This is a genomic window from Alcaligenes sp. AB3 (assembly GCF_031844565.1).
GTDB lineage: Bacteria > Pseudomonadota > Gammaproteobacteria > Burkholderiales > Burkholderiaceae_B > Alcaligenes > Alcaligenes faecalis.
Genome location: NZ_JAUZVM010000001.1, coordinates 838274 through 861589, shown reverse-complemented (window position 1 = coordinate 861589; position 23316 = coordinate 838274). Strand labels below are relative to the sequence as shown.

General features: G+C 57.5%; 17 protein-coding genes. 7 read left to right on the top strand and 10 right to left on the bottom strand.

Features of this window, described 5'->3' with window-relative positions:
• Position 1 precedes the first annotated feature (1 nt).
• Complete coding sequence (locus Q9R35_RS04025; RefSeq protein ID WP_042480801.1) at positions 2-502, top strand: disulfide bond formation protein B; 501 nt, start codon at positions 2-4, stop codon at positions 500-502.
• Between the two features lie 107 nt (positions 503-609).
• Here Q9R35_RS04025 and Q9R35_RS04020 read toward each other — a convergent pair whose 3' ends face one another.
• The 8 genes from Q9R35_RS04020 to aceE all read right to left on the bottom strand — a co-directional run bounded on the left by Q9R35_RS04020 (position 610) and on the right by aceE (position 12660).
• A complete protein-coding gene (locus tag Q9R35_RS04020; protein ID WP_197313964.1) occupies positions 610-1827 on the bottom strand; it encodes a serine hydrolase in 1218 nt (405 codons plus the stop codon).
• 269 nt (positions 1828-2096) lie between these two features.
• The gene (gene purF, locus Q9R35_RS04015; RefSeq protein WP_026483292.1) at positions 2097-3581 is read right to left on the bottom strand and encodes an amidophosphoribosyltransferase; all 1485 of its coding nucleotides are present in this window, start codon (positions 3579-3581) and stop codon (positions 2097-2099) included.
• A gap of 23 nt (positions 3582-3604) precedes the next feature.
• Positions 3605-4093, bottom strand: coding sequence for a CvpA family protein (locus tag Q9R35_RS04010; RefSeq protein ID WP_009457028.1), 489 nt, complete (start codon positions 4091-4093; stop codon positions 3605-3607).
• Positions 4090-4932: an SPOR domain-containing protein gene (locus tag Q9R35_RS04005; protein WP_042480806.1), complete on the bottom strand. Its 843-nt coding sequence runs from the start codon at positions 4930-4932 to the stop codon at positions 4090-4092. Before Q9R35_RS04005 ends, Q9R35_RS04010 begins: the two co-directional genes overlap by 4 nt.
• Positions 4933-4970: 38 nt before the next feature.
• Positions 4971-6368 carry a bifunctional tetrahydrofolate synthase/dihydrofolate synthase gene (gene folC / locus Q9R35_RS04000; RefSeq protein WP_404977937.1) on the bottom strand — a complete coding sequence of 466 codons (1398 nt, stop codon included), beginning with the start codon at positions 6366-6368 and terminating at the stop codon, positions 4971-4973.
• Positions 6369-6454: 86 nt separating this feature from the next.
• Positions 6455-8233, bottom strand: a complete 1779-nt coding sequence (gene lpdA, locus Q9R35_RS03995) for a dihydrolipoyl dehydrogenase (RefSeq protein WP_042480811.1) — start codon at positions 8231-8233, stop codon at positions 6455-6457.
• Between the two features lie 9 nt (positions 8234-8242).
• A complete protein-coding gene (aceF, locus tag Q9R35_RS03990) occupies positions 8243-9940 on the bottom strand; it encodes a dihydrolipoyllysine-residue acetyltransferase (protein WP_199264664.1) in 1698 nt (565 codons plus the stop codon).
• 11 nt (positions 9941-9951) lie between these two features.
• A complete protein-coding gene (gene aceE, locus Q9R35_RS03985; protein ID WP_311219369.1) occupies positions 9952-12660 on the bottom strand; it encodes a pyruvate dehydrogenase (acetyl-transferring), homodimeric type in 2709 nt (902 codons plus the stop codon).
• Positions 12661-12927: 267 nt separating this feature from the next.
• Here aceE and Q9R35_RS03980 point away from each other — a divergent pair, with 267 nt between their 5' ends.
• The 5 genes from Q9R35_RS03980 to Q9R35_RS03960 are packed head-to-tail and all read left to right on the top strand — an operon-like array spanning position 12928 to position 18884.
• A complete protein-coding gene (locus Q9R35_RS03980) occupies positions 12928-14685 on the top strand; it encodes a PAS domain-containing sensor histidine kinase (RefSeq protein ID WP_042480816.1) in 1758 nt (585 codons plus the stop codon).
• Positions 14682-15305 carry a response regulator transcription factor gene (locus tag Q9R35_RS03975; protein ID WP_042480818.1) on the top strand — a complete coding sequence of 208 codons (624 nt, stop codon included), beginning with the start codon at positions 14682-14684 and terminating at the stop codon, positions 15303-15305. Before Q9R35_RS03980 ends, Q9R35_RS03975 begins: the two co-directional genes overlap by 4 nt.
• Positions 15306-16169, top strand: a complete 864-nt coding sequence (gene folD, locus Q9R35_RS03970; protein WP_026483301.1) for a bifunctional methylenetetrahydrofolate dehydrogenase/methenyltetrahydrofolate cyclohydrolase FolD — start codon at positions 15306-15308, stop codon at positions 16167-16169.
• Positions 16170-16184: 15 nt separating this feature from the next.
• Positions 16185-18257: a M3 family metallopeptidase gene (locus Q9R35_RS03965; protein WP_311219368.1), complete on the top strand. Its 2073-nt coding sequence runs from the start codon at positions 16185-16187 to the stop codon at positions 18255-18257.
• Positions 18258-18272: 15 nt separating this feature from the next.
• Positions 18273-18884 carry an SCO family protein gene (locus Q9R35_RS03960; RefSeq protein ID WP_060185119.1) on the top strand — a complete coding sequence of 204 codons (612 nt, stop codon included), beginning with the start codon at positions 18273-18275 and terminating at the stop codon, positions 18882-18884.
• Between the two features lie 129 nt (positions 18885-19013).
• Here the strand turns inward: Q9R35_RS03960 and fusA are convergent, their stop codons facing one another.
• Positions 19014-21131, bottom strand: a complete 2118-nt coding sequence (gene fusA / locus Q9R35_RS03955) for an elongation factor G (protein WP_311219367.1) — start codon at positions 21129-21131, stop codon at positions 19014-19016.
• Between the two features lie 209 nt (positions 21132-21340).
• On the opposite strand from fusA, the gene Q9R35_RS03950 reads away from it, so the two are divergent.
• The gene (locus Q9R35_RS03950; protein WP_045929915.1) at positions 21341-21694 is read left to right on the top strand and encodes a helix-turn-helix transcriptional regulator; all 354 of its coding nucleotides are present in this window, start codon (positions 21341-21343) and stop codon (positions 21692-21694) included.
• A 133-nt stretch (positions 21695-21827) separates the two neighbouring features.
• Here the strand turns inward: Q9R35_RS03950 and Q9R35_RS03945 are convergent, their stop codons facing one another.
• Positions 21828-23213 carry a dihydrolipoyl dehydrogenase gene (locus Q9R35_RS03945; protein WP_063690410.1) on the bottom strand — a complete coding sequence of 462 codons (1386 nt, stop codon included), beginning with the start codon at positions 23211-23213 and terminating at the stop codon, positions 21828-21830.
• Between the last annotated feature and the right edge of the window lie 103 nt (positions 23214-23316).

The following is a 23316-nucleotide window of genomic DNA, read 5'->3' as shown; positions in this document are numbered from 1 at the left end:
CATGGCCGCAACCTCCCGCCAGTCCGCTGCACCCTATTATCTGATCGCCCTGCTCGCCTTCTCAGGCGTAGGCATTGCGCTGCTTTCCCAGCATGTATTCAGCATCCCGCCTTGCGCCTGGTGCGTCCTGCAACGCCTGATTTTCATTGTGCTGGGCGTGTTCAGCCTGGTTGCTGGTGTGTTGCGTCAGCTGGGGCATCAGCGCAGCTCTACCGTCGCCAGCTTGCTGGGTCTGGCTACCTCTGTAGGAGGCATTCTGGCTGCCTGGTATCAGGTTTCTGTGGCACAACACTTGTTCAGTTGCGACCAGACCTTTGCTGATCGCTTCATTACCCAGTCCGGCCTGGAAAGCGGCCTGCCCTGGTTGTTTGGTATCTATGCTTCCTGCATGGACGCACGTCAGCCACTGCTGGGGATTGAATATGCGTACTGGAGCCTGGCGCTGTTTGTCATTCTGGGCCTGGGTTTGCTGCTGACCTTGTTCAAGCGTCGTGGTGCCTGAACACGTTCAATCAGCACAACAAAACTCGTCTGATTGCGTAACACCCCACAAACCGGATGCAAATCCGATTTGTGGGGTGTTTTTACATCCAATAGCCGCAGGCAAGCTTATCCTGGCATCAGCCCCAGGTCAGCATAAACTGCATCGCGCACTTGGTCCGGGAAAGCGCCAAACAAGCCCTCCGGAGCCGTATTGCTCATGCTGACAATAATCACGTCCTTATGTGGATCAAACATCCACTTCTGCCCAAAGGCGCCTACCCATTGCACACTACCCGCCGACATGGGCATGGTTGAGTCCGGCTCCAGTCGGGAAATTGCCGCCCCGTAGGTATAGCCCCAGTTGCGCCACATGCACTTGGACGAATGCGGTACATGGTCGCTCAAGAACGCCTGATAGGATAACCGGGATAGCAAGCGCCCATTCCGCAAACCCAGCAAGATACGCATCAAATCCGGGCCAGAACCCAACATGGAAGCACCGGCATAGACCGGCGTAGAGGGTCGGGACATCAGGCTCTCATCAAAACGCAGCACACCTATTCCCAAATCCAACGCACCTTCAGCCCGGGACAGGCCTGCTGCATGATTTTGATAATGCGCTGCTATCTGGTAATAATCGCGCTCATAGAACGAACAATGCTGCAAACCCAAAGGCGCACTGATTGTCTCTTCCAGCAGTTGCGCCAAGCCTTTCCCGGACGCGACCTCCAAGGCTTTGCCCACCACGTCAATACCCAAGGAGTAGCGCCAGCCAGTCCCTGGCGCAAAGCGCAGCGGTACGGAACACACACGACGGAAGTTCTCTTGCCAACTCAGGTCTACCCGATCAATGCCATCACTGATTTGAGCCTGCGCATACAGGCTCTCTTCCCCATCAATAAAGCGATAGCTAAGACCAGAGGTATGAGTCAGTAATTGATGAATCGAAATCGGTGGACATTCCGACTCAAAGTGAGGACCAAAATTGGGGAGGTAACGTGTGATTCTGTCTTTCAAGGAAATCAGTCCTTGCTCGCTTAAGCACAAGGCTAACCAGGAGCTAACCGATTTGCTCAAAGAACCCAATCTGAACACCGTATCCTCGTGCATGGGTCTGACCTTTTCCTTGTCGGCCCATCCACCTACATAACTCAATACCACCTGACCTTGGCGAGCGACCAGAACCACCGCTCCCATCACCTGATTTCGGCTTAGGGCCTGCTCCAGGAACTGATGCAAGACAGGAAAATGGGTCCGCGAAGAACTATTGCCCTGATTCACCCCAGTCGACTCAGTTACCGCCATTACGTGGTCTGACTCTATATCGCAGTTTAGGTCTTTCATCTTTGTATCCCGATAGAATAAGCACTGACGCTCATGATTTATCAAAAGAAACAAAGCAGGAATATAAGTGAGTTAATAAAAATCCGAAAACAAAATGGAAGAAACTATTATTATCAACAAAATAAGAGAAATAAATTTATTTTATAAAATAGGCTAATAATTAAAACCTGAATAAAAACAATTCGAATGAAAAAGCAAAAACTACAGAATGAAGAAATAAAAAACCCGCCATAAAAGCGGGTTTTTTATTCAACTGAAGAACCAGACGATCAATCTGTCACGTCCGGCACTTCACGACCGCCTTTGCGGCCTTCTGCCAACAGATTCAGATACGCCTCGTCCACATCGCCTGTCACGTACTCGCCGCTAAAGCAGGAAGACTCAAAACCGGCAAAGCGTGGGTTCAAGTCACGCAAGGACTGTTCCAGATCGTGCAGGTCCTGGTAGACCAGACCGTCCACACCAATTTCCTTGGCAACCTGATCCACATCACGACCCGTGGCGATCAGCTCGGACACGGTGGGCATGTCAATGCCGTACACGTTCGGGAAGCGTACCGGCGGTGCTGCCGAGGCAAAGAACACCTTATTTGCACCTGCTGCACGAGCCATGTCCACGATCTGGCGGCTAGTGGTACCACGTACGATGGAGTCGTCCACCAGCAGCACATTCTTGCCCTGGAACTCCATGGGAATGGCGCTCAGCTTCTGACGCACGGACTTCTTGCGCACTTCCTGGCCGGGCATGATGAAGGTGCGGCCTACGTAGCGATTCTTGATGAAACCTTCACGGTAGTTGAGGTTCAGATGCGCCGCCAACTGCATGGCCGATGGACGGGCCGAGTCAGGGATGGGCATCACCACATCAATATCAGCCAGACGCAGGTTCTTGGCGACGTTCTCGGCCAGGTACTCCCCCATCAGCAGACGGGCGTCGTACACCGACACACCATCGACCGTGGAGTCTGGGCGAGCAAAGTACACATATTCAAAGACACAGGGGTTCAGGCGCGGATTCTCGGCGCACTGGCGGCTGCTGAGATTGCCGTCCAGATCAATGATGATGGCCTCGCCGGGCTCAACATCACGAACCAGCTCAAAGCCGCAACCGGTCAAGGCCACGGACTCGGAGGCAACCATCCATTCTTCACCTTTGGGGGTCACGTTGCGACCCAGGCACAAAGGACGAATCCCGTTTGGATCGCGGAAGGCAACCAGACCAAAGTTCGCAATTTGCGACACCACGGCGTAAGCACCACGGGCACGACGGTGCACGGCTGCCACGGCCTCAAACACTTCGTCCTGAGACAGCTCGGGGCCCGTGGCGGCACGTTGCAATTCGTGCGCGTACACATTGAGCAGAACCTCGGAGTCCGAGTTGGTGTTGATGTGGCGACGGTCAATGGTGAACAGCTCTTCACGCAGTTCACGCCAGTTGGTCAGATTGCCGTTGTGCACAAAGCTCAGACCAAAGGGGGCATTGACGTAAAACGGCTGCGCCTCCTCCACGCTCTGGCTGGAGCCTGCAGTGGGGTAACGCACGTGGCCAATACCGCTATTGCCCGGCAAGGAGCGCATGTTGCGGGTACGAAATACGTCCCGCACCAGGCCAAATGCCTTGTGCATGCTGAAGAACTGGTCGTGCCAGGTCGCCAGCCCCGCTGCATCCTGCCCGCGATGCTGCAGCAAGAGCAAACTGTCATAGATCAACTGATTTACAGGGCTGCGCGCAACAACCCCTACAACTCCACACATGATTGGTTCCCGTTAGTGTGTTCTCAATAAGGCAGCCATTCTGCCAGAGACGGCGGCAGCATGGCCTTAATCGACTGCACCGCGCGGATCGCAGGTTCGGCCAGCTTGGCCTGCTCCCACCACGGTTCTTTAGGTAAATCGGTATGCCCGGCCAGAATGACCAGTATCAGCACCAGCAACACCCCGCGAGCCAGGCCAAACAGGCCGCCCAGTCCGTGATCGGCGGGCGTCAAACCTGTTTGCTCGATCAGGCTGGCCAGCAGCATGTTCAACAGGCCCACCAGCAGCAAGACCATAAAAAAAACGGCTCCGTAGGCCAAAGCCGTACGTAATAAGCCGTTTTCTACCCAGACTTGTATCCAGCCTGATGTGCGTGGCCCCCACCAGATTGCGGCCATGAAAGCCAGCAAATAGGCGCTGAGCGAAAGAACTTCCTTGATCAATCCGCGTATCAGGCCCAGAAGGCCTGACACACCCACAATTCCAAGGACGATATAGTCGAAGCTGCTCACTTAGCCGAGATAAAACTGTTCTCGTAACCGAGCGAGCGCAAGCGGGCCTGGGCTGCCTGTGCTGCTTCACGAGTGGGGAATGGGCCCACACGCAAACGATAGGTTGGCTTGCCACCGCTTTGTGCCGTCTCTACATAGGCATTGGTCACACCGGCCGATACCAGCTGATCACGACGCGACTGGGCATCGTTCTGGTTGGAATAGGCGACAATCTGCAAAATGAAGTTGCCTTGCTGCGCAGCCGGCTTGGCGGCAGCAGGGGCAGGTTTGTTCGGTACACGGCCTTCCAGCAGGGCCAGCGCGTAGGAGCCGTCATCCGTACGGCCATTTTGTGCAGGCGCTGGGGCTGGCTTGGGTTTTTCGACAGGCTTGGGTTTTTCAACCGGCTTGGGCGGCTCTGGACGGGTGGTCACAGGCGGCGGCTCAGTTGGGGTGCTTGGCGTAGTCACATGCGCAGGATCGGTTTCCAGACCGGGATTGACCACAGCCAGGCCTCCATCAGTACTGGTGGAAGGATCAGCGACCAGCGGCTCGTCAGGTTGCTCGATAACAGGAGCGGGCGTGCCCTCTTGCACCACCAACTCGCCAGGGCGAGTTTGCACCGTGCCCTGCCCCGTTGTCTGGCCAATCGGCCCCAAAGCCAGAGACTGCTCGGGCTCGGGCGGGGTTTTGTCGGCAGTCAGCATGGGCACCAGCACAACCACGGCCAAAACCAGAGCCAGCGCGCCGATCAGACGGCGACGAGCCCGTCCACGCAGTTCCGATAATTGTGAATCGCTGGAAGCACTGCCGCGGCGACCCGACGATGAGGAAGTATCGTTACGTGAAAATAAACCCATGAGCCCTAGACCTATGAAATAAGCAGTCTTACCGATATTCAGGAAGAAGAACGGTCGTTTGCGGCTTCAAGTATCGGCCCTACTGTCGCAAACGAGCCAAACACGACAATTCTATCATTGTCACTGGCCTCTTTTAATGCCGCCTCGTAAGCGAGCTGAGGACTGTTGTAACTGGATACGACTGCTGACGCTTTACTGACTGAAGCACGCGCAACGGGTCGAACGCCCGGGCGATGCGAACTGGATTCGGCTTCGGGTGCCAGCACATCATCAGGTGTCTCCCCACTGGCCAGCACAGAACGGACGTGATTGGCCAACTCCTCGCCCGACAGGCTGCGCGGACCTTCCAGACTGGCGCACATCCAGTGATCGATACGGGTAGCCATACGGGCGATTACACCGTCCACATCCTTGTCCTTGTACATGCCCACGACGGCAATCGTCTTGGGGTACGGCGGCATATTGTCCAGGTTCTGTGCCAGGGCAGCTGCGGCATGGGGATTGTGGGCCACGTCAAAAATCACACAAGGCTGGCCGGGTTGAATCTGGAAGCGGCCAGGCATGTGGGCACGCAACAAACCAGCGCGTACAGCCTGCGCAGGCACAGCCAGACGTGGGTGCAGCGACTCCAGGGCAGCCAATGCCGCGGAGGCATTCAGCAGTTGGTTCGCTCCACGCAAGGCCGGGTAAGCCAAGGCAGCGCGGCGCTGGTTACGACCACCATAAGCCCATTGCTGGCGGTCGCCCGAATAGTTGAAATCTTTGCCAAACAGCCACAATTGGGCACCAATCTCCTGGGCGTAATCCAGCATGGTCTGTGGCGGTACGGGATCCGCACAGATCGCAGGACGATCAGCGCGGAAAATATGGGCTTTCTCCCAGGCGACCTGCTCACGGGTGTTGCCCAGGTATTCAGCATGATCAATATCAATACTGGTAATGATGGAACAGTCCGCATCAATGATATTGACGGCATCCAGTCGACCACCCAGCCCCACCTCCAGCACGGCAACATCAACCCGCTGCTCCTGGAACAGCAACAAGGCGGCCAGTGTGGAAAACTCGAAGTAAGTCAGTGTCAGATCGCCACGGGCTTCGTTGATACGGGCAAACTGGGCCGTGATCTGGGCATCCTCGGCCATCTCGCCATTCAAGCGAATGCGCTCGTTGTAGCGCACCAGATGCGGTGAGGCATACACGCCCACCTTGTAGGCCGCCGCCAGCAAAATCGCTTCCAGCATGGCGCAGGTCGAGCCTTTGCCGTTGGTGCCCCCCACCGTAATGACGACGGAATCCAGTTTGATGTTCAGACGTTGGGCAACCTCGCGAATCCGGCCCAGGCCCAGATCAATGGCCGAGGGATGCAAAGTTTCCAGATAGGACAGCCAATCGCTCAGCGAGGAGTCGGCTTTCAGAACAGGATGAGTCATGGACAACACCAATTACAAAATAAAAACGGCAGGCGCTGATGATAGCACCTGCCGTGATCCAATACGCCTTAACTATCAGGCGAATACTGGTATTACTTGCGACGTGTGGGAGGCAAGTCCGTGCACGTCCCTTCTGCGACGGCAGCAGCCTTGCTGACGGACTCGCACAAGGTGGGGTGCGGGTGGATGGATTTGGCCAGATCGACCGGGTCCACGCCCATTTCGATAGCCAGCACCAGCTCGCCAATCAGCTCGCCCGCATTGGTACCGACGATACCGCCACCCACGATACGGTGGGTTTCAGCATCGAACAGAACCTTGGTAAAGCCTTCGTCACGATTGTTGGCAATGGCACGACCCGAGGCAGCCCATGGGAACACGCCCTTCTCGACCTTGATACCGTCTTTCTTGGCCTGATCTTCTGTCAAACCCACCCAGGCGATTTCCGGATCGGTGTAAGCCACCGAAGGAATCACGCGAGCGTCAAAGAAGGATTTTTCACCGGCGATGACTTCAGCAGCCACGTGCGCTTCGTGCTCGGCCTTATGTGCCAGCATGGGCTGACCCACAATGTCACCAATCGCGTAGATGTGCGGCACGTTAGTACGCTGTTGCTTGTCAACCTGGATGAAACCACGGTCTGTAACCTGCACACCGGCTTTCTCGGCACCGATCTTCTTGCCATTGGGCGAGCGGCCCACGGCTTGCAGAACCAGGTCGTAACGCTGCGGCTCGGCCGGCGCGTTCTTGCCTTCGAAAGTCACCCAGATGCCATCTTCGCGGGCTTCGGCGGCCACGGTGCTGGTTTCCAGCATCATGTGGTCGAAGCGATGCTTGTTCATCTTCTCCCACACCTTGACCACGTCGCGGTCTGCACCTGGCATCAAACCAGTTTGCATTTCCACCACGTCCAGGCGTGCGCCCAGAGCCGAGTACACCGTACCCATTTCCAGACCGATGATGCCACCGCCCACGATCAACATGCGCTTGGGCACAGACTTCAGTTCCAGCGCGCCGGTGGAGTCCACCACGCGTGGATCGTCAGGCAGGAATGGCAGTTTTACCGACTGGCTACCGGCCGCAATAATGGCCGAACCGAACTTGATCACTTTCTTGGTGCCGTCGTTGGCGGTCACTTCGATGTGGTTGGGGTCCAGGAACTGGCCGTTACCGACCACAACCTGTACCTTGCGTCCCTTGGCCATACCGGCCAGACCGCCGGTCAACTTGCCGATCACCTTGTTCTTGTAATCGCGCAGCGCGTCGATGTCGATTTGCGCTTCACCGAACTTGATGCCGTGCGTTGCCAGGGACTTGGCTTCCTCGTAGACCGCTACGGTATGCAGCAAGGCCTTGGAAGGAATACAACCCACGTTCAGACACACGCCACCCAAAGTGCTGTAGCGCTCGACCAGAGCCACTTTCAGGCCCAGGTCAGCGGCACGGAAAGCTGCGTTGTAACCGCCAGGGCCAGCACCCAGAACGACCACATCCACGGAATCATCCGCAGCACCCTGATGGCTGGCAGCCTGCGGAGCAGGTGCTGCAGCCGGAGCGGCAGCGGCAGGAGCCGCCGCTGCTTTAGGCGCTTCTTCTTGTTTAGCGGGTGCAGCAGCAGGAGCGGCTTGGCCCTCCGACGCTTCAATCTTGGCAATGGCCGAACCCTGGGAGACCTTGTCACCCACTTTGACCAGCAATTCCTTGATCACCCCTGCCTGGGCGGCCGGGATTTCCATGGAGGCCTTGTCGGACTCCACGGTGATCAGGCTTTGCTCGACTTCGACCGTATCGCCAACCTGCACCAGCACTTCAATAACATCCACCTCGCCGGAGTCACCGATATCCGGGACCGTCAGATCAATCAGACTCATGACAACTCCTTACAGTGCGATGCGACGGAAGTCGGCCAGCATCGTTGCCAGGAAGGCATTGAAACGGGCGGCGGCGGCACCATCGATAACGCGGTGATCGTAGGACAGGGACAGAGGCAGCATCAGGCGTGGCTCAAATTCCTTGCCATTCCAGACTGGCTGCATGGAGGAACGCGACAGACCCAGAATGGCCACTTCTGGCGCATTGATGATGGGTGTGAAGTCCGTACCACCAATACCGCCCAGCGAGGAAATGGTGAAGCAACCGCCTTGCATCTGGGCTGCGCTCAGCTTGCCATCACGGGCAGCGGCGGCCAGTTCGCCCGTTTCACGAGCGATATCCAGAATGCCTTTCTTGTCGGCATCACGGATAACCGGCACAACCAGACCGTTAGGCGTATCAGCGGCAAAACCGATGTGGTAGTACTGCTTGAGTACCAGATTGTCGCCGTCCAGCGAGGCATTGAACTCGGGGAATTTCTTCAGGGCGGCCACGGCTGCCTTGATGACGAAAGCCAGCATGGTGACGCGAGCGCCGGACTTCTTGTATTCCTCATTCAGCTCTTTGCGCAGAGCTTCCAGAGAGGTGATATCGGCCACATCATTATTGGTGACATGAGGAATCATGACCCAGTTGCGATGCAGGTTGGCACCCGAAATCTTTTTGATGCGCGACAGAGCCTGGGTTTCGACCGGGCCAAATTTGGCAAAGTCGACCTTGGGCCAGGCCAGCACGTCCAGGCCGCCGACCTGGGCAGCTGTACCCGCCGCCGTCACCGGAGCAGCACCGCCCGCCATGACTTGCTTCACGAAGCCACGCACGTCGTCAGCCGTAATACGACCTTTATTACCCGAGCCATGAACCTTGCCCAGATCCACGCCCAGTTCGCGAGCGAACTTGCGCACGCTAGGCGAAGCGTGAGGCAGATTGCGCAGGGAGCCTTCCGCCTCGGCAAAGGAAGCCGTAGGCGACACACGCTCTGGAGCCGGCGCACCAGCACCGACCACCACTGAAGAGCTGGCAGCAGGGGCAGCAGGAGCGGGAGCCGCTTCTGCTTTAGGAGCGGGAGCCGCTTCGGCCTTGGCTGGCGCAGGAGCTGCAGCAGCACCTTGCACTGTCAGTTCCAGAATGTCGCTACCCTGGCTGACCTTGTCACCCAGTTTCACTTTGATGGCCGTAACCACACCGGCGTGAGAGGACGGCACTTCCATGGAAGCCTTGTCCGATTCCACGGTGATCAGGCTTTGATCCACTTCAATGGTGTCACCCACTTGCACCATGATTTCGATAACGTCCACATCGCGGGCGTCGCCAATATCAGGCACTTGAACGGTAACTTGCTGTTCACCACCGGCCGGCGCTGCCGCGGCAGCGGCAGGAGCCGCTGCGGGCGCAGCGTCAGCTTTAGGAGCGGGAGCAGCTTCAGCCTTGGCAGGCTCAGCGGCAGGCGCGGCCTGCGCGCCTTCGGCGGCTTCCAGTTCCAGAACCAGGCTGCCTTCCTTAACCTTGTCGCCCAGCTTGACCTTGATCGACTTGACCACGCCAGCGTCGGACGATGGGATTTCCATGGAGGCCTTGTCGGACTCCACGGTAATCAGGCTTTGCTCGACCTCAATGGTCTCGCCTTCCTTGACCAGGATTTCGATCACTTCGACAGCGTCGTCAGCACCGATATCCGGGATTTTGACTTGAATGATATTGCTCATGGTTCAGTCCCTTATGCGTGGTGCGGGTTGGCCTTGGAAGGATTGATGCCGTATTTGGCAATCGCCTCGGACGCTTTGCTGAACGGAATCTTGCCGTCTTCAGCCAGAGCGCGCAGAGCAGCCAGCACCACGAAGTGACGATCAACCTCAAAGTGCTCGCGCAGCTTGAAGCGGTAGTCGGAGCGGCCGAAACCATCGGTGCCCAGCACTTTGAACGTGCGATCCTTGGGTACGAACGGACGAATCTGGTCGCCAAAGGCCTTGATGTAGTCGGTGGAGACCACAATAGGACCGTCAGTTTTGGCCAGCTGAGTCGTCACGTAAGGTACGGGCAGATCCTTGCCTTCAGGATTCAACAGCGCAGCACGCTCGCAATCCAGACCATCACGACGCAATTCGGTAAAGCTGGTCACGCTCCAGACATCAGAGCCAATGCCCCAGTCTTTTTCCAGCAGTTCCTGTGCAGCGATCACTTCGCGCAGAATCGTGCCCGAACCCATCAGTTGAACGCGCAGCTTGCTGTCCTTGGCCACCGACTTGAACTTGTACATGCCGCGCAGGATGCCTTCTTCGTCGCCTTCAACCAGACCGGGCTGAGCGTAGTTCTCGTTCATCAGCGTGACGTAGTAGTACACGTCTTCCTGATCCTGAACCATGCGTTTCAAACCATGCTGCATGATGACAGCCACTTCGTGAGCGAAGGTGGGGTCGTAGGATACGCAGTTAGGAATCAGCGAGGACTGAATATGGCTGTGGCCATCTTCGTGCTGCAAACCTTCACCGTTCAGGGTGGTGCGACCGGCAGTGCCGCCCAGCACGAAACCGCGTGCCTTCATGTCACCCGCTGCCCAGGCCAGATCGCCAAAGCGCTGGAAGCCGAACATGGAGTAGTAAATGAAGAACGGGATCATGATGCGGTTGCTGTTGGAGTACGACGTGGCCGCCGCAATCCAGGAGCTGAATGCACCCTGCTCGTTAATACCTTCCTGCAACAACTGACCATTGGCCGTTTCGCGGTAGTACATGACCTGGTCTTTATCGACCGGGGTGTACTTCTGGCCTTCCGGTGCGTAAATACCGATCTGACGGAACAGACCTTCCATACCAAAGGTACGGGATTCATCAGCCAGGATAGGTACAGCACGAGGACCGACCTGCTTGTCGCGCAGCAAGGTGTTGAAGAAACGCACAAAGGCTTGGGTCGTGGAAATTTCACGGCCTTCGGCAGTGGCTTCCAGCATGGGCTTGAACGCATCCAGTGTTGGCACCGTCAGCTGTTCATCGGCCTTGTTGCGACGCTTGGGCAGGTAGCCGCCCAATGCCTGACGGCGGGCGTGCAGGTATTGCATTTCTGGAGAGTCGTCAGCTGGCTTGAAGTAAGGCAGCTCTTCCAGCTTGTCATCAGGAACCGGGATGTTGAAACGGTCGCGGAATTCGCGCACGGCGTCCAGATCCAGGCTCTTTTGTTGGTGCGAGGGGTTCTTGGCCTGACCAACGTGGCCCATGCCGTAGCCCTTGATGGTCTTGGCCAGAATAACGGTAGGCTGACCTTCGTGCTTGGTGGCGGCGTCAAACGCAGCGTACACCTTGTGAGGATCGTGACCGCCACGGTTCAGGCGCCAGATGTCCTCGTCGCTCATGCGGCTGACCATTTCCAGCAGCTTGGGGTGCTTACCAAAGAAGTGCTCGCGAACGTAGGCACCGTCGTTAGCCTTGTAGGCCTGGTATTCGCCGTCCACGGTTTCTTCCATGACCTTGCGCAGGATGCCTTCCTTGTCGCGGGCCAGCAATGGATCCCAGTAACCGCCCCAGATCAGTTTCAGCACGTTCCAGCCAGCACCACGGAAGGTACCTTCCAGTTCCTGGATGATCTTGCCGTTACCGCGTACAGGACCGTCCAGACGCTGCAAGTTACAGTTCACGATAAAAATCAGGTTGTCCAGCTTTTCACGTGCAGCCAGACCAATGGCGCCCAGGGATTCGGGTTCGTCCATCTCGCCGTCGCCCAGGAACACCCAGACTTTACGGCCGCTGGTATCGGCAATGCCACGGGCGTGCAGGTACTTCAGGAAACGGGCCTGGTAGATCGCCATCAATGGGCCCAGGCCCATGGATACGGTGGGGAACTGCCAGAATTCGGGCATCAGCTTGGGATGCGGGTAGGATGGCAAACCTTTGCCATCGACTTCTTGACGGAAGTTGTTCAGTTGCTCTTCGGAGATGCGGCCTTCCATGAAGGCGCGGGCGTAAATACCGGGCGAGGAGTGGCCCTGGAAGAACACCATGTCGCCGCCGCGATCTTCGGTTTCAGCATGCCAGAAATGGTTCTGACCGCAGCCAATCATGGTGGCCAGAGAAGCAAACGAGGCAATGTGACCGCCCAGACCGCCGCCATCAGGAGGGGTTTCGCGGTTAGCGCGCACCACCATGGCCATGGCGTTCCAGCGGATGTAGGAACGGATACGTTCTTCGAGCATCAGATTGCCGGGGTGGGCAGGTTCCAGACCGGGAGGAATCGTGTTCTCGTAAGCCGTGTTGGGCGAGAACGGGATGTGAGCGCCGGAGCGACGGGCCAGATCGATCAGCTTTTCGATCAGATCGTGAGCACGGGCCGGGCCTTCACGGTCCACCACCGCTTCCAGGGCGTCAAGCCACTCTTTTGTTTCTAGGGCTTGGTCTTGACTGACCTGAGCCGAACTATTGTCTTGGGTTGAGGACATATAGTGTCTCCATATATGTGGTAGTAGTCCGGTCTTGCTCGACGCTGAGCCGCCCATCTAATAAGAAGTAAAGCGATCCTGACCGAAGCGGGTATTGCGGACTGTGAGCGTTCAAGGCGGGGTACGCCTGCACCAAACCATTCTAGGAAAGAACACAGAAACGCTCAAGCAAAATTTCATTTTATGGTATGTGTTTTCATAATACGAAATATCACTAAAAAAAATAGCCCTACATTACAATCCAGCCATACTTCTTTTCTTGCTGTTATGGCTACTCATCCCAAAAAGTCTCTGATCCCTTCAACCTTCTATGATCAGGCCAAGCAGAATCGGCGTGGATTCTATTGGCTGACACCGGTTGTCGTGCTGTTTCTCTACCTCTGTGTCATGGGCGTATTCCTGTGGCTGCAGCGTTTGCAAAACGATAGCGTCATGTTTGTGACCATCGATCAGGAAACGCGCCAGCAACGCCTGATGATGGTAATTCTGGCCCTGTCCCTGGTGATTGTGGTCAGCTTGCTGGCCCTGTGGCGCTATACCCGCTTCCGGACCCATGCCGAGGCAGCCCAGACCGCCGAAACGGGTTTCCGGCGCGCCATGGAAAACTCCATGTCCACGGGGATGCGCGTGTTTGACATGCAGGGCCGCATCGCTTATGTGAACCCGGCTTTTTGCAGAATGATTGGCTGGAACGAGGCCGATCTGGTCGGTCGTACTGCCCCCTTCCCTTACTGGTTACCCGGTCGTCATCAACAGCACCAGGAAACCCTGGATCTTTTGCTATCGGGCCGCACACCCAGCAGTGGTCTGGAGGTAGAGGCTCAACGCCGTGATGGCTCGCGCTTTACGGCCCGTATGTATGTCTCGCCCCTGCGTGCCCCTAATGGAGAGCAGATTGGCTGGATGACCTCCATGACGGACATTACCGAACCCAAGCGCATTCGCGAAGCCTTGACCGCCGCGCATGAACGCTTCATGACGGTGCTGGAAGGTCTGGATGATGCCATTTCCGTGGTGGCCGATACCTCCGACGGTCTGGAGTTGCTGTTTGCCAACCGTACCTATCGTCGCTTCTTTGGTGCCCAATCCAATGGCCACGCTGAACTGCTGGGTGGTCGTCTGGGTCGCTTTACGGATGAAACTGTAGAGATTTACTCCGAATCGGCGGCCCGCTGGTTTGAAGTCCATCACCGTATGCTGGCCTGGACGGATGGCCGTCGTGTGCGTCTGCAAGTGGCGCGCGACATTACCGACCGTCGCAAGCACGAAGAAGCCTCACGTATTCAGCAGGAAAAAGTGCAGCTGACCAGCCGCCTGACCACCATGGGCGAAATGGCTTCCTCGCTGGCGCACGAATTGAACCAGCCGCTGACGGCCATCAATAACTACAGCATGGGTGCAGTCGCCATGCTGAAATCCGGTCGCTACCAGCCTGAAACCCTGCTGGCCGCGTTGGAAAAAGCGGCCCAGCAAGCCGAGCGCGCGGGCAAGATCATCAGCCGCATTCGTGAATTTGTGAAGCGTAGCGAACCGCGCCGCGTCCGCGTCAAGGTCATGCGTATTGTGGAAAATGCCGTCGGCTTTGCCGAAATCGACGCCCGCAAGCGCCAAATTGAAATTGAATTGAGCATTCCTGATCCGGTTCCTGACGTCATTGCCGACCCCATTCTCATAGAACAGGTATTATTGAATCTGCTCAAAAATGGGATCGAAGCCATGGAACACAGCGAGCATCATGTGCTTCAATTGGTGATTACCCAACAAGAATCGCTTTTGGAGATGGCCGTCATCGATCGCGGTCATGGCTTGAAAGACCCCGAGCGCCTCTTTGAACCGTTTTACAGTACCAAGTCCGAAGGCCTTGGGATGGGCCTGAATATCTGTCGCACAATTATTGAATCGCATCACGGCCGCCTGTGGGCAGTCGGCAATCCAGAGGGTGGAACGATTTTCCGTTTCAGTCTACCTTGTGCGGCACCGGATGTAGCGGACACCCTTGATAACAAACTGGAGATACCCGAATGACCAGCCCGCAAATGCCATGCACCATTTACGTAGTCGATGACGACGAAGCCGTACGGGACTCCTTGCGCTGGCTCCTGGAAGCCAATGGCTACCGGGTCCGCTGCTTTGCATCGGGCGAAGAGTTTCTGGGCGCCTACGACCCCGCCCAGGTAGCCGTCCTGATTGTGGACGTGCGCATGCCCGGCATGAGCGGCCTGGAGCTGCAGGAAGCCCTGATCGCTCGCAAGTCGAACATCCCGATTGTGTTCATTACCGGCCACGGTGACGTGCCCATGGCCGTGAGCACCATGAAGAAAGGCGCTATCGACTTTCTGGAAAAACCCTTTAACGAAGCCGATCTGCGCACCATTGTCAGCCGCATGATCGAACAGGCTACGGCGCGTGCCTCGCAAGCGCAGGCGCAAAAAGATCAACAAGAAGTCCTGGGCCGCCTGACAGCGCGCGAACAGCAAGTGCTGGAACGCATTGTTGCCGGTCGCCTGAACAAGCAGATTGCTGGGGACTTGAACATCAGCATTAAAACTGTCGAAGCGCATCGCGCCAATATCATGGAAAAACTGGAAGTCACTACGGTTGCCGACCTCATGAAAATCGCCCTCACCAAGTCCGAGGATGCGTAAATGAGTGCTCGCATTATTGATGGAAAAAAGCTGTCCACGGCCATCAAGGCGGACGTTGCAGAACGTGTTGCCAAGCTGAAACAAACCCACGGCATTCAAGCCGGTTTGACCGTGGTGCTGGTCGGTGAAGATCCGGCCTCCCAGGTCTATGTACGCAACAAGGGCCTGGCGTGTGAAGCCGCCGGCCTGAAATCCGAAATCATCCGCCTGCCGGCTGACACCACCGAAACCAAGCTGCTGGCCCTGATCACCCGCTTGAATCAGGACAGCTCGGTGCACGGCATTCTGGTTCAATTGCCCCTGCCCGCCCACCTGGACGAGCACAAGGTGATTGAAACCATTGCACCGCATAAGGACGTGGACGGTTTCCACGTCAGCAATGCCGGCATGCTCATGACAGGCAAGCCGCTGTTTGCCCCCTGCACGCCCTACGGTGTCATGAAGATGCTGGAGTCCGAAAACGTGGCGCTGCGTGGTGCAGAAGCCGTGGTGGTGGGGGCCAGCAATATCGTGGGCAAACCCATGGCCATGCTCTTGCTGGCTGCGGGCGCTACCGTCACCCTCTGTAATTCCAAAACGCGTGATCTGGCCGCTCAAACCCGCCGCGCCGATGTGCTGGTGGCTGCCGTAGGCCGTCCCGGCATCATTACCGGCGATATGGTCAAGCCCGGTGCCGTCGTGATTGACGTCGGTATCAACCGCGGTGCCGATGGCAAGCTGTGCGGTGACGTGGACTTTGCCAGCGCCAGCGAAGTGGCCTCGGCCATTACGCCCGTACCCGGCGGCGTCGGCCCCATGACCATTGCCATGCTGCTGGTCAACACCTTGGAAGCGGCCGAACGTTCGGCCAACATCAGTCTTTAATTTAATCAACGGTTTATGACGACAAATCCCTTACTGGTTCCTATCGACAGCCTTATTGACTATCCCGCCATCCAGCCCGAGCACATCGAGCAGGCGGTGGACCAACTGCTGGCCTTGGCCCGCCAAGCCGTAGACACAGTCTCCAACGACGATAGCGAACCCAGTTGGGACAACATCGTCGAGCCCATCACCGACGCCACCGAAACCTTGTATCGTGCCTGGTCGGTGGCCGGTCACCTGAACTCGGTCATCAATACGCCCGAGCTGCGCAAGGTGTACAACCAGTGCCTGCCGCGCATGAGCGAGTTCTCGACCTGGGTGGGCTTGAACCGTCCTTTGTTCCTGCGTTATCAGGCGCTGGCCGACAGCCCGGCCTTTACCGCCCTGACGCCCCAGCGCCAACGCATCATTACCCTGGCCCTGCGCGATTTCCGCCTGAGCGGCGTGCAACTGGAAGGTCAGGCGCGTGAAGACTACGCCCGTATTTCCGAAGAGCTGGCACAGACTTCGCAGCAATTCTCCGAGCATGTACTGGATGCCATTGATCAGTGGCATTATCTGGTCACTGACCAGGCCGAGCTGGACGGTATCCCGGACGATGTGCTGGCCGCTGCCCAACGCGCTGCTCAGGAAAACGATCAGCAAGGCTGGCGTCTGACGCTGAAAATGCCTTGCTACCTGCCTGTCATGCAATACGCACGCAACCAGACCTTGCGCGAGTTGATGTACCGGGCCTATACCACCATTGCCTCCGACCAAGGCGATACCCAATTTGATAACTCCCAGCCCATTGAAACGCTGCTGAACCTGCGCGCCCAGGAAGCCAGCCTGCTGGGATTTGCCAGCTACGCCCATATGCGTCTGGAAACCCGCATGGCCGACACCCCTGAACAGGTGATGAGCTTCTTGCGCGATCTGGCCGCCAAGGCCCGTCCCTACGCCCGCCAGGATCTGGACGAGCTGCAAGCCTTTGCCCAGAAAGAGCTGGGTCTGGAAACCCTGCAAGCCTGGGATGTACCGTTCAGCGCCGAGCGTCTGCGCGAACAGCGCTACGCCTACTCGGAAGACGAGGTCAAACAGTACTTCACCGAACCTGCTGTGCTGAGCGGCCTGTTCAAAGTCATTCAGCGCTTGTTTGACGTAACACTGCGTGCCGCCGACGCCCCCGTCTGGCACCCTGCCGTGCGTCCTTTTGAAGTCATGGCTTCCGACGGCAAGGTGCTGGGCTACCTGTACATGGACCTGCACGCCCGTCAAGGCAAGCAAGGCGGTGCCTGGGTGGATAGCGAACGCAGCCGTCGTCGCCTGGGTGAAGAGCTGTGCCTGCCTATTGCCTATCTGGTATGCAACTTTGCCGAACCCCAGCCCGGTCGCCCCGCCCTGCTCACGCATGACGATGTGATCACCTTGTTCCATGAATCCGGCCACGCCCTGCATACCCTGCTCTCGCGTGTGGACGATCCGGCCGCCTCGGCCTTCTCCTCCGTGGAATGGGACGCCATCGAACTGCCTTCGCAGTTCATGGAGAATTTCTGCTGGGAATGGCCTGTCGTGCAGATGCTGACTGCCCACGTGGAAACCGGCGAGCACCTGCCCCGTGCGCTCTACAACAAGCTGAACCTGGCCCGCAACTTCCAGAGCGGCATGCAAATGGTGCGCCAGCTGGAGTTCTCCCTGTTCGACATGCTGATTCACTCGCGTGACAGCGGCCTGAGCATTGATGCCGTCATGGAAATTCTGGATCAGGTACGCCAGGAAGTCGCCGTGCTGTTCCCGCCTGAGTGGCACCGTTTCCCGCATCAGTTCTCGCACTTGTTTGCGGGTGGCTACGGCGCGGGTTACTACAGCTATAAATGGGCTGAAGTCCTGTCCGCCGACGCCTACTCGGCCTTTGAGGAAAAAGCCTATACCCACTCGGATGGGGCACGTGATACCCTCGACAGCAATACGGGTCATCGCTTCTGGCGCGAGATTCTGTCCGTAGGGGGCGAGCGCCCCGCTGCCGACTCCTTCCGTGCATTCCGTGGCCGCGATCCTTCAATTACCGCCCTGCTCCGTCACAGCGGGCTCACTCCAGAGCCAGCCTAAACCCAGAGGACGTCCATGACACCCAGCCCAGCAAAGTCCATTCTTGTCTTGTTTAAACAGTTTGGCCTGACACTGGCGCTGGGCTTGTTCCTGCTAGGCAGCGCTGCCGCTGCCAATCTGCATCCCGTACGCGGCTTCTTGCCCGACCTGCGCTTTTCCCTGCAAGCGGCTGGTCCCAAAACCGTCACCCAGGATGACTTCAAGGATAAAGTCGTCATGATGTTTTTTGGCTATGCCAGTTGTCCGGATATTTGCCCTACCACCTTGGCCCAGCTGGGCCTGGTCATGGAAGAACTGGGGAACGATGCCGAGCAGGTGCGCATCATCTTTGTCAGTGTGGACCCCCACCGCGATACGCCCGACTCCCTGGCCCGTTATGTGGCCGCCTTTGATGGCAAGCACACCACAGGACTGACAGGCTCTGAAAAGCAGATTGCCGATCTGGCCCGTCGTTACCGGGTAGCCTTCCAGATTGAAAAGCCCGATCCCAAAGCGCCCGAGAACTACGAGGTCTCGCACAGCCGTGGCGTATATATCTTCGATCAACAAGGCCGAGCGCGGTATCTGGCACCGGACACCGAATCGGTGCAGGTTCTGGCCGATGGGGTGCGCAGTTTGCTGAACTAAACGGGCTTGGCCCTAAATCAAACCTCAGATCAGACCGGCCAACAGCGCCCTCAGCACAACAACAGGCAAAGCATCGGGGCGGGTGTTCCCGTGCCTGGTGAGACACAGGAAAACCCGCCCCTTTTGGTATCAGCCTCCGTATCGTGTGCTCTGACGTTCAGCCACCAGATCCTGCACCATGGACCTGGGCACTTCCGCGTAACGCTTGAACTCCATGGTGTACGTTGCACGGCCCTGGGACATGGAACGCAGCGTGGTGGCATAGCCAAACATCTCGGACAAAGGCACTTCCGCCTTGATCAGCTTGCCCGCCCCCACCATGTCATCCATACCCTGCACCATGCCACGGCGGCTGGACAGATCGCCCATCACATTGCCGGCATAGTCTTCAGGCGTTTCCACTTCCACCGCCATCATGGGCTCAAGGATCACGGGTGATGCCTGCTTGGCCGCTTCCTTGAAACCAAAGATCGCCGCCATTTTGAAGGCTTGCTCGGACGAGTCCACATCATGATAGGAACCGAAGGTCAAGGTGACTTTCACATCCACCACGGGATAGCCCGCCAGAACACCACTGTTCAGGGCCTCTAGCACACCTTTTTCCACTGCCGGAATGTACTCACGCGGCACCACCCCGCCCTTGATGGCATCGACAAACTCAAAGCCCTTGCCCGCCTCTTGCGGCTCCAGTGTGAAGACCACATGGCCGTACTGTCCTTTACCGCCAGACTGACGCACAAACTTGCCTTCGACATCGCGCACGCTCTTGCTGATGGTTTCGCGGTAGGCCACTTGCGGTTTGCCCACATTCGCTTCCACACCGAACTCGCGCTTCATGCGATCCACAATGATCTCCAGATGCAGCTCGCCCATACCGCCAATAATCGTCTGGCCCGACTCCTCGTCCGTGCTGACACGGAAGGACGGATCTTCAGAAGCCAGACGCGAGAGCGCAATCCCCATCTTTTCCTGATCAGACTTGGTCTTGGGCTCCACGGCCTGACGAATCACCGGCTCGGGAAACTCCATGCGCTCCAGGGTGAGGATGGCCGAAGGATCACACAAGGTTTCACCTGTACTGACCTCTTTCAGGCCAACGCAGGCCGCAATATCACCCGCATGCAGTTCATCCACTTCATGCCTGTCATTGGCATGCATCTGCACAATCCGGCCAATACGCTCTTTCTTGCCACGGCCCGGAATATAGACGCTATCACCCTTGGCCAGCACACCGGAATACACTCGCACAAAGGTTAGCTGGCCGACATACGGGTCCGTCATCAGCTTGAATGCCAGTGCCGAGAACTTCTCATTGTCGTCAGATTGACGAGTGACGATTGCACCGGCCTCGTCCACGCCCTGCACAGCGGGCACATCGACGGGAGAAGGCAGCAGCTCCACCACCGCATCCAGCATGCGTTGTACGCCCTTGTTCTTGAAGGCCGAGCCACACAGCATGGGCTGAATCTCTCCGGCAATGGTGCGCAAGCGCAGGCCCAACGTAATCTGGGCCACGCTCAGCTCACCCGTTTCCAGGTACTGATTCATCAGCTCTTCATTGGCTTCTGCCGCCGCTTCCAGCATCCGCTCGCGCCACTGTCTGGCCGTAGCGAGCAGATCATCAGGGATGTCCTCAAAACTGAACTTCATGCCCTGAGTGGCCTCGTCCCACACGATCGCTTTCATCAAGCGCAGGTCGATCACACCCTTGAAGCCATCTTCAGCGCCCATAGGGATCACCACAGGCACAGGATTGGCCTTGAGGCGATCCACCATCATCTGACGTACACGGAAGAAATCCGCCCCCACGCGGTCCATCTTGTTGACGAAGGCCAGGCGCGGCACCTTGTACTTGTTAGCCTGACGCCACACCGTTTCAGATTGCGGCTGTACCCCTCCGACCGCGTCATACACCATGACCGCGCCGTCCAGCACGCGCATGGAGCGTTCAACCTCGATGGTGAAATCCACGTGGCCGGGGGTGTCGATGATATTGATGCGGTGCTCGGGCAGCGAGCCATCCATGCCTCGCCAAAAGCAGGTGGTGGCCGCCGAGGTAATGGTGATACCACGCTCCTGCTCCTGGCTCATCCAGTCCATGGTGGCCGCCCCGTCATGCACTTCCCCCAGCTTGTGACTGACGCCGGTGTAGAACAGAATGCGCTCGGTGGTGGTGGTTTTGCCAGCGTCAATATGCGCCGAGATACCAATGTTCCGATAGCGAGTGATGGGTGTATGGCGAGCCATGATGATTGTCCTTGGAGTCGTCCTGCCTTGCGGTGCAAGGCACCTGGGCTCCGGTTGTTCCAGTGGTTGATAACAATCAGATAGTACGCCTACAATCGTACTATTAACAAGTTTTTTTCCACGCACCATGCATCCAAACCACAGCACAGGGCGAAAACGGTACGTGGACACAGGTACAATCACCGCGACGAATAATGACAGGACTCTACATGCTTCCCAATCATCCCGAGCGCGCGCAGATTCGCTTGGAAAATGTACTGACTGCCCTGGGCAATCCCTTGCGCCTGGCCGTTGTGCGCGCCCTGGCCTCTGAAGGCGAACGCGCATGTGGCTCGCTGCTGCAAGGCCAAACCAAATCCACTATGACGCATCACTGGCGTGTCTTGCGCGATAGCGGCGTGATCTGGCAACGGCCTTCTGGACGAGAAAACCTGCTATCGCTGCGTAAGGACGATCTGGAGGAGCGCTTTCCCGGCCTGCTGCATTCCTTGCTGGGCGCGCTGGAAAATGACCCGGTGACCGAGGCGACCACCGCGCAGCATCTGCAAAACGCCGGTAAATAATAAAAATACCCTGAAAATCAAACTGCCCGCCAAAGGTCGGATCAGCATCCAACTTTTGGCGGGCAGTTCACAGACAAGATCAGGATTCTCAGGACAAGAACCCAAGCACGGAGTCAGACCCGTTCAGACGGGCTCACTTGCCGCGCAAGGCTGATTGAGCACCGCGCAGCGCCGTGCGCAAGCCCTCTTCCAATACGGGATGGTAGAACGGCATGGCCAGCATCTGATCCAGGGTCAGCCCCATCTGCAAGGACCAGGCCAACAAGTGGGCGATATGTTCGGCTTGAGGCCCGACCATCTCGGCTCCCAGGAACTTGCCTTCCTTATCCGCATACACATGCAGCAAGCCACGGTTGACCAGCATCACGCGGGCACGGCCCTGATTGCCGAAGTTCACACTCCCTGTCACCGCGCCTTCTGGCAGGGATTTAAAGGGTGTGCCAACCACGGCCACCTGTGGATCCGTGAACATCACCGCCATGCGCGCACGACGCGCCATAGGCTCGTCCTGGCCATTGCTGACGGCCTGCAAAGCGGCCAGACGACCATCATCCGCTGCCTCGTGCAAGATAGGCGCACGCTGGTTCACATCGCCCGCCAGATAAATGGAAGTGCCTTTCAGCTGCAGGCTGGCAGGGTCATACACTACTCGCCCTTTGCTATCCCACTGTGCTGGGGTATTGTCCAGCCCCAAATTATCCAACTGTGGTCTGCGGCCTGCGGCGCCGAGAACGTAGTCGTAATCCTCGACCAGTTCCTTGCCATCCACCTGCAAGCGCACACGCGCCTTGCCATTGACGACTTCGCTGCCCAACACGGTTACGTCAGCGCGAATGTTCAGTTCCTGATTGAAAATCGCCCGTCCGGCTTCACGCACTTCGGGATCCGAAAGCCCAGCCAGACTCTGGCTGCGGTTGATAATGGACACCTTCACGCCCACACGCGCCAGCGCCTGGCCCAGCTCCAGGCCGATGACACCGGTGCCAACGACAAGGACACTCTCCGGTAAATCCGTCCAGTCGAACACGTCTTCGTTATTGATCAGCAAGGCGCCCAGGGGCTCCAGCTCCTTGGGGCGCACGGGCGTGGAGCCGGTGGCGATAATCACGTGCCCTGCGGTGATACGGGTATGGTCATCCACTTCCAGCACATGCTCGGACACAAAACGGGCATGGCCACGCACTTTGTCTTCGGCATCAAAGCCTTCCACATCGTCCACCACGAACTGCACAAAGCGATCCCGCTCGCGACGCACGCGGTCCATGACCTCTTTGCCTTCAATGCGGATATTGCCGTCTACGTGAACACCAAAAGGAGCGGTATGGCGGGCATGATGGGCAGCATCGGCAGCTGCGATCAGCAATTTGGATGGCATGCAGCCAACACGCGCGCACATGGTGCCATAAGGACCTGATTCAATCATCAACGTTCGTTTGCCGGCTCGTTTGGCCGTACGATACGCTGTCATGCCTGCTGTCCCTGCTCCAATTACGGCAATATCACACTGAATTTCTTTCATAACCGCTCCTTGAGTCCATACCAAGGCAATCAGGGGCCAGATGACCTGCCCGACCGCCCGTTCTACAATGTGCAGAATTGACTCTTTCAATCATAACGCAGTC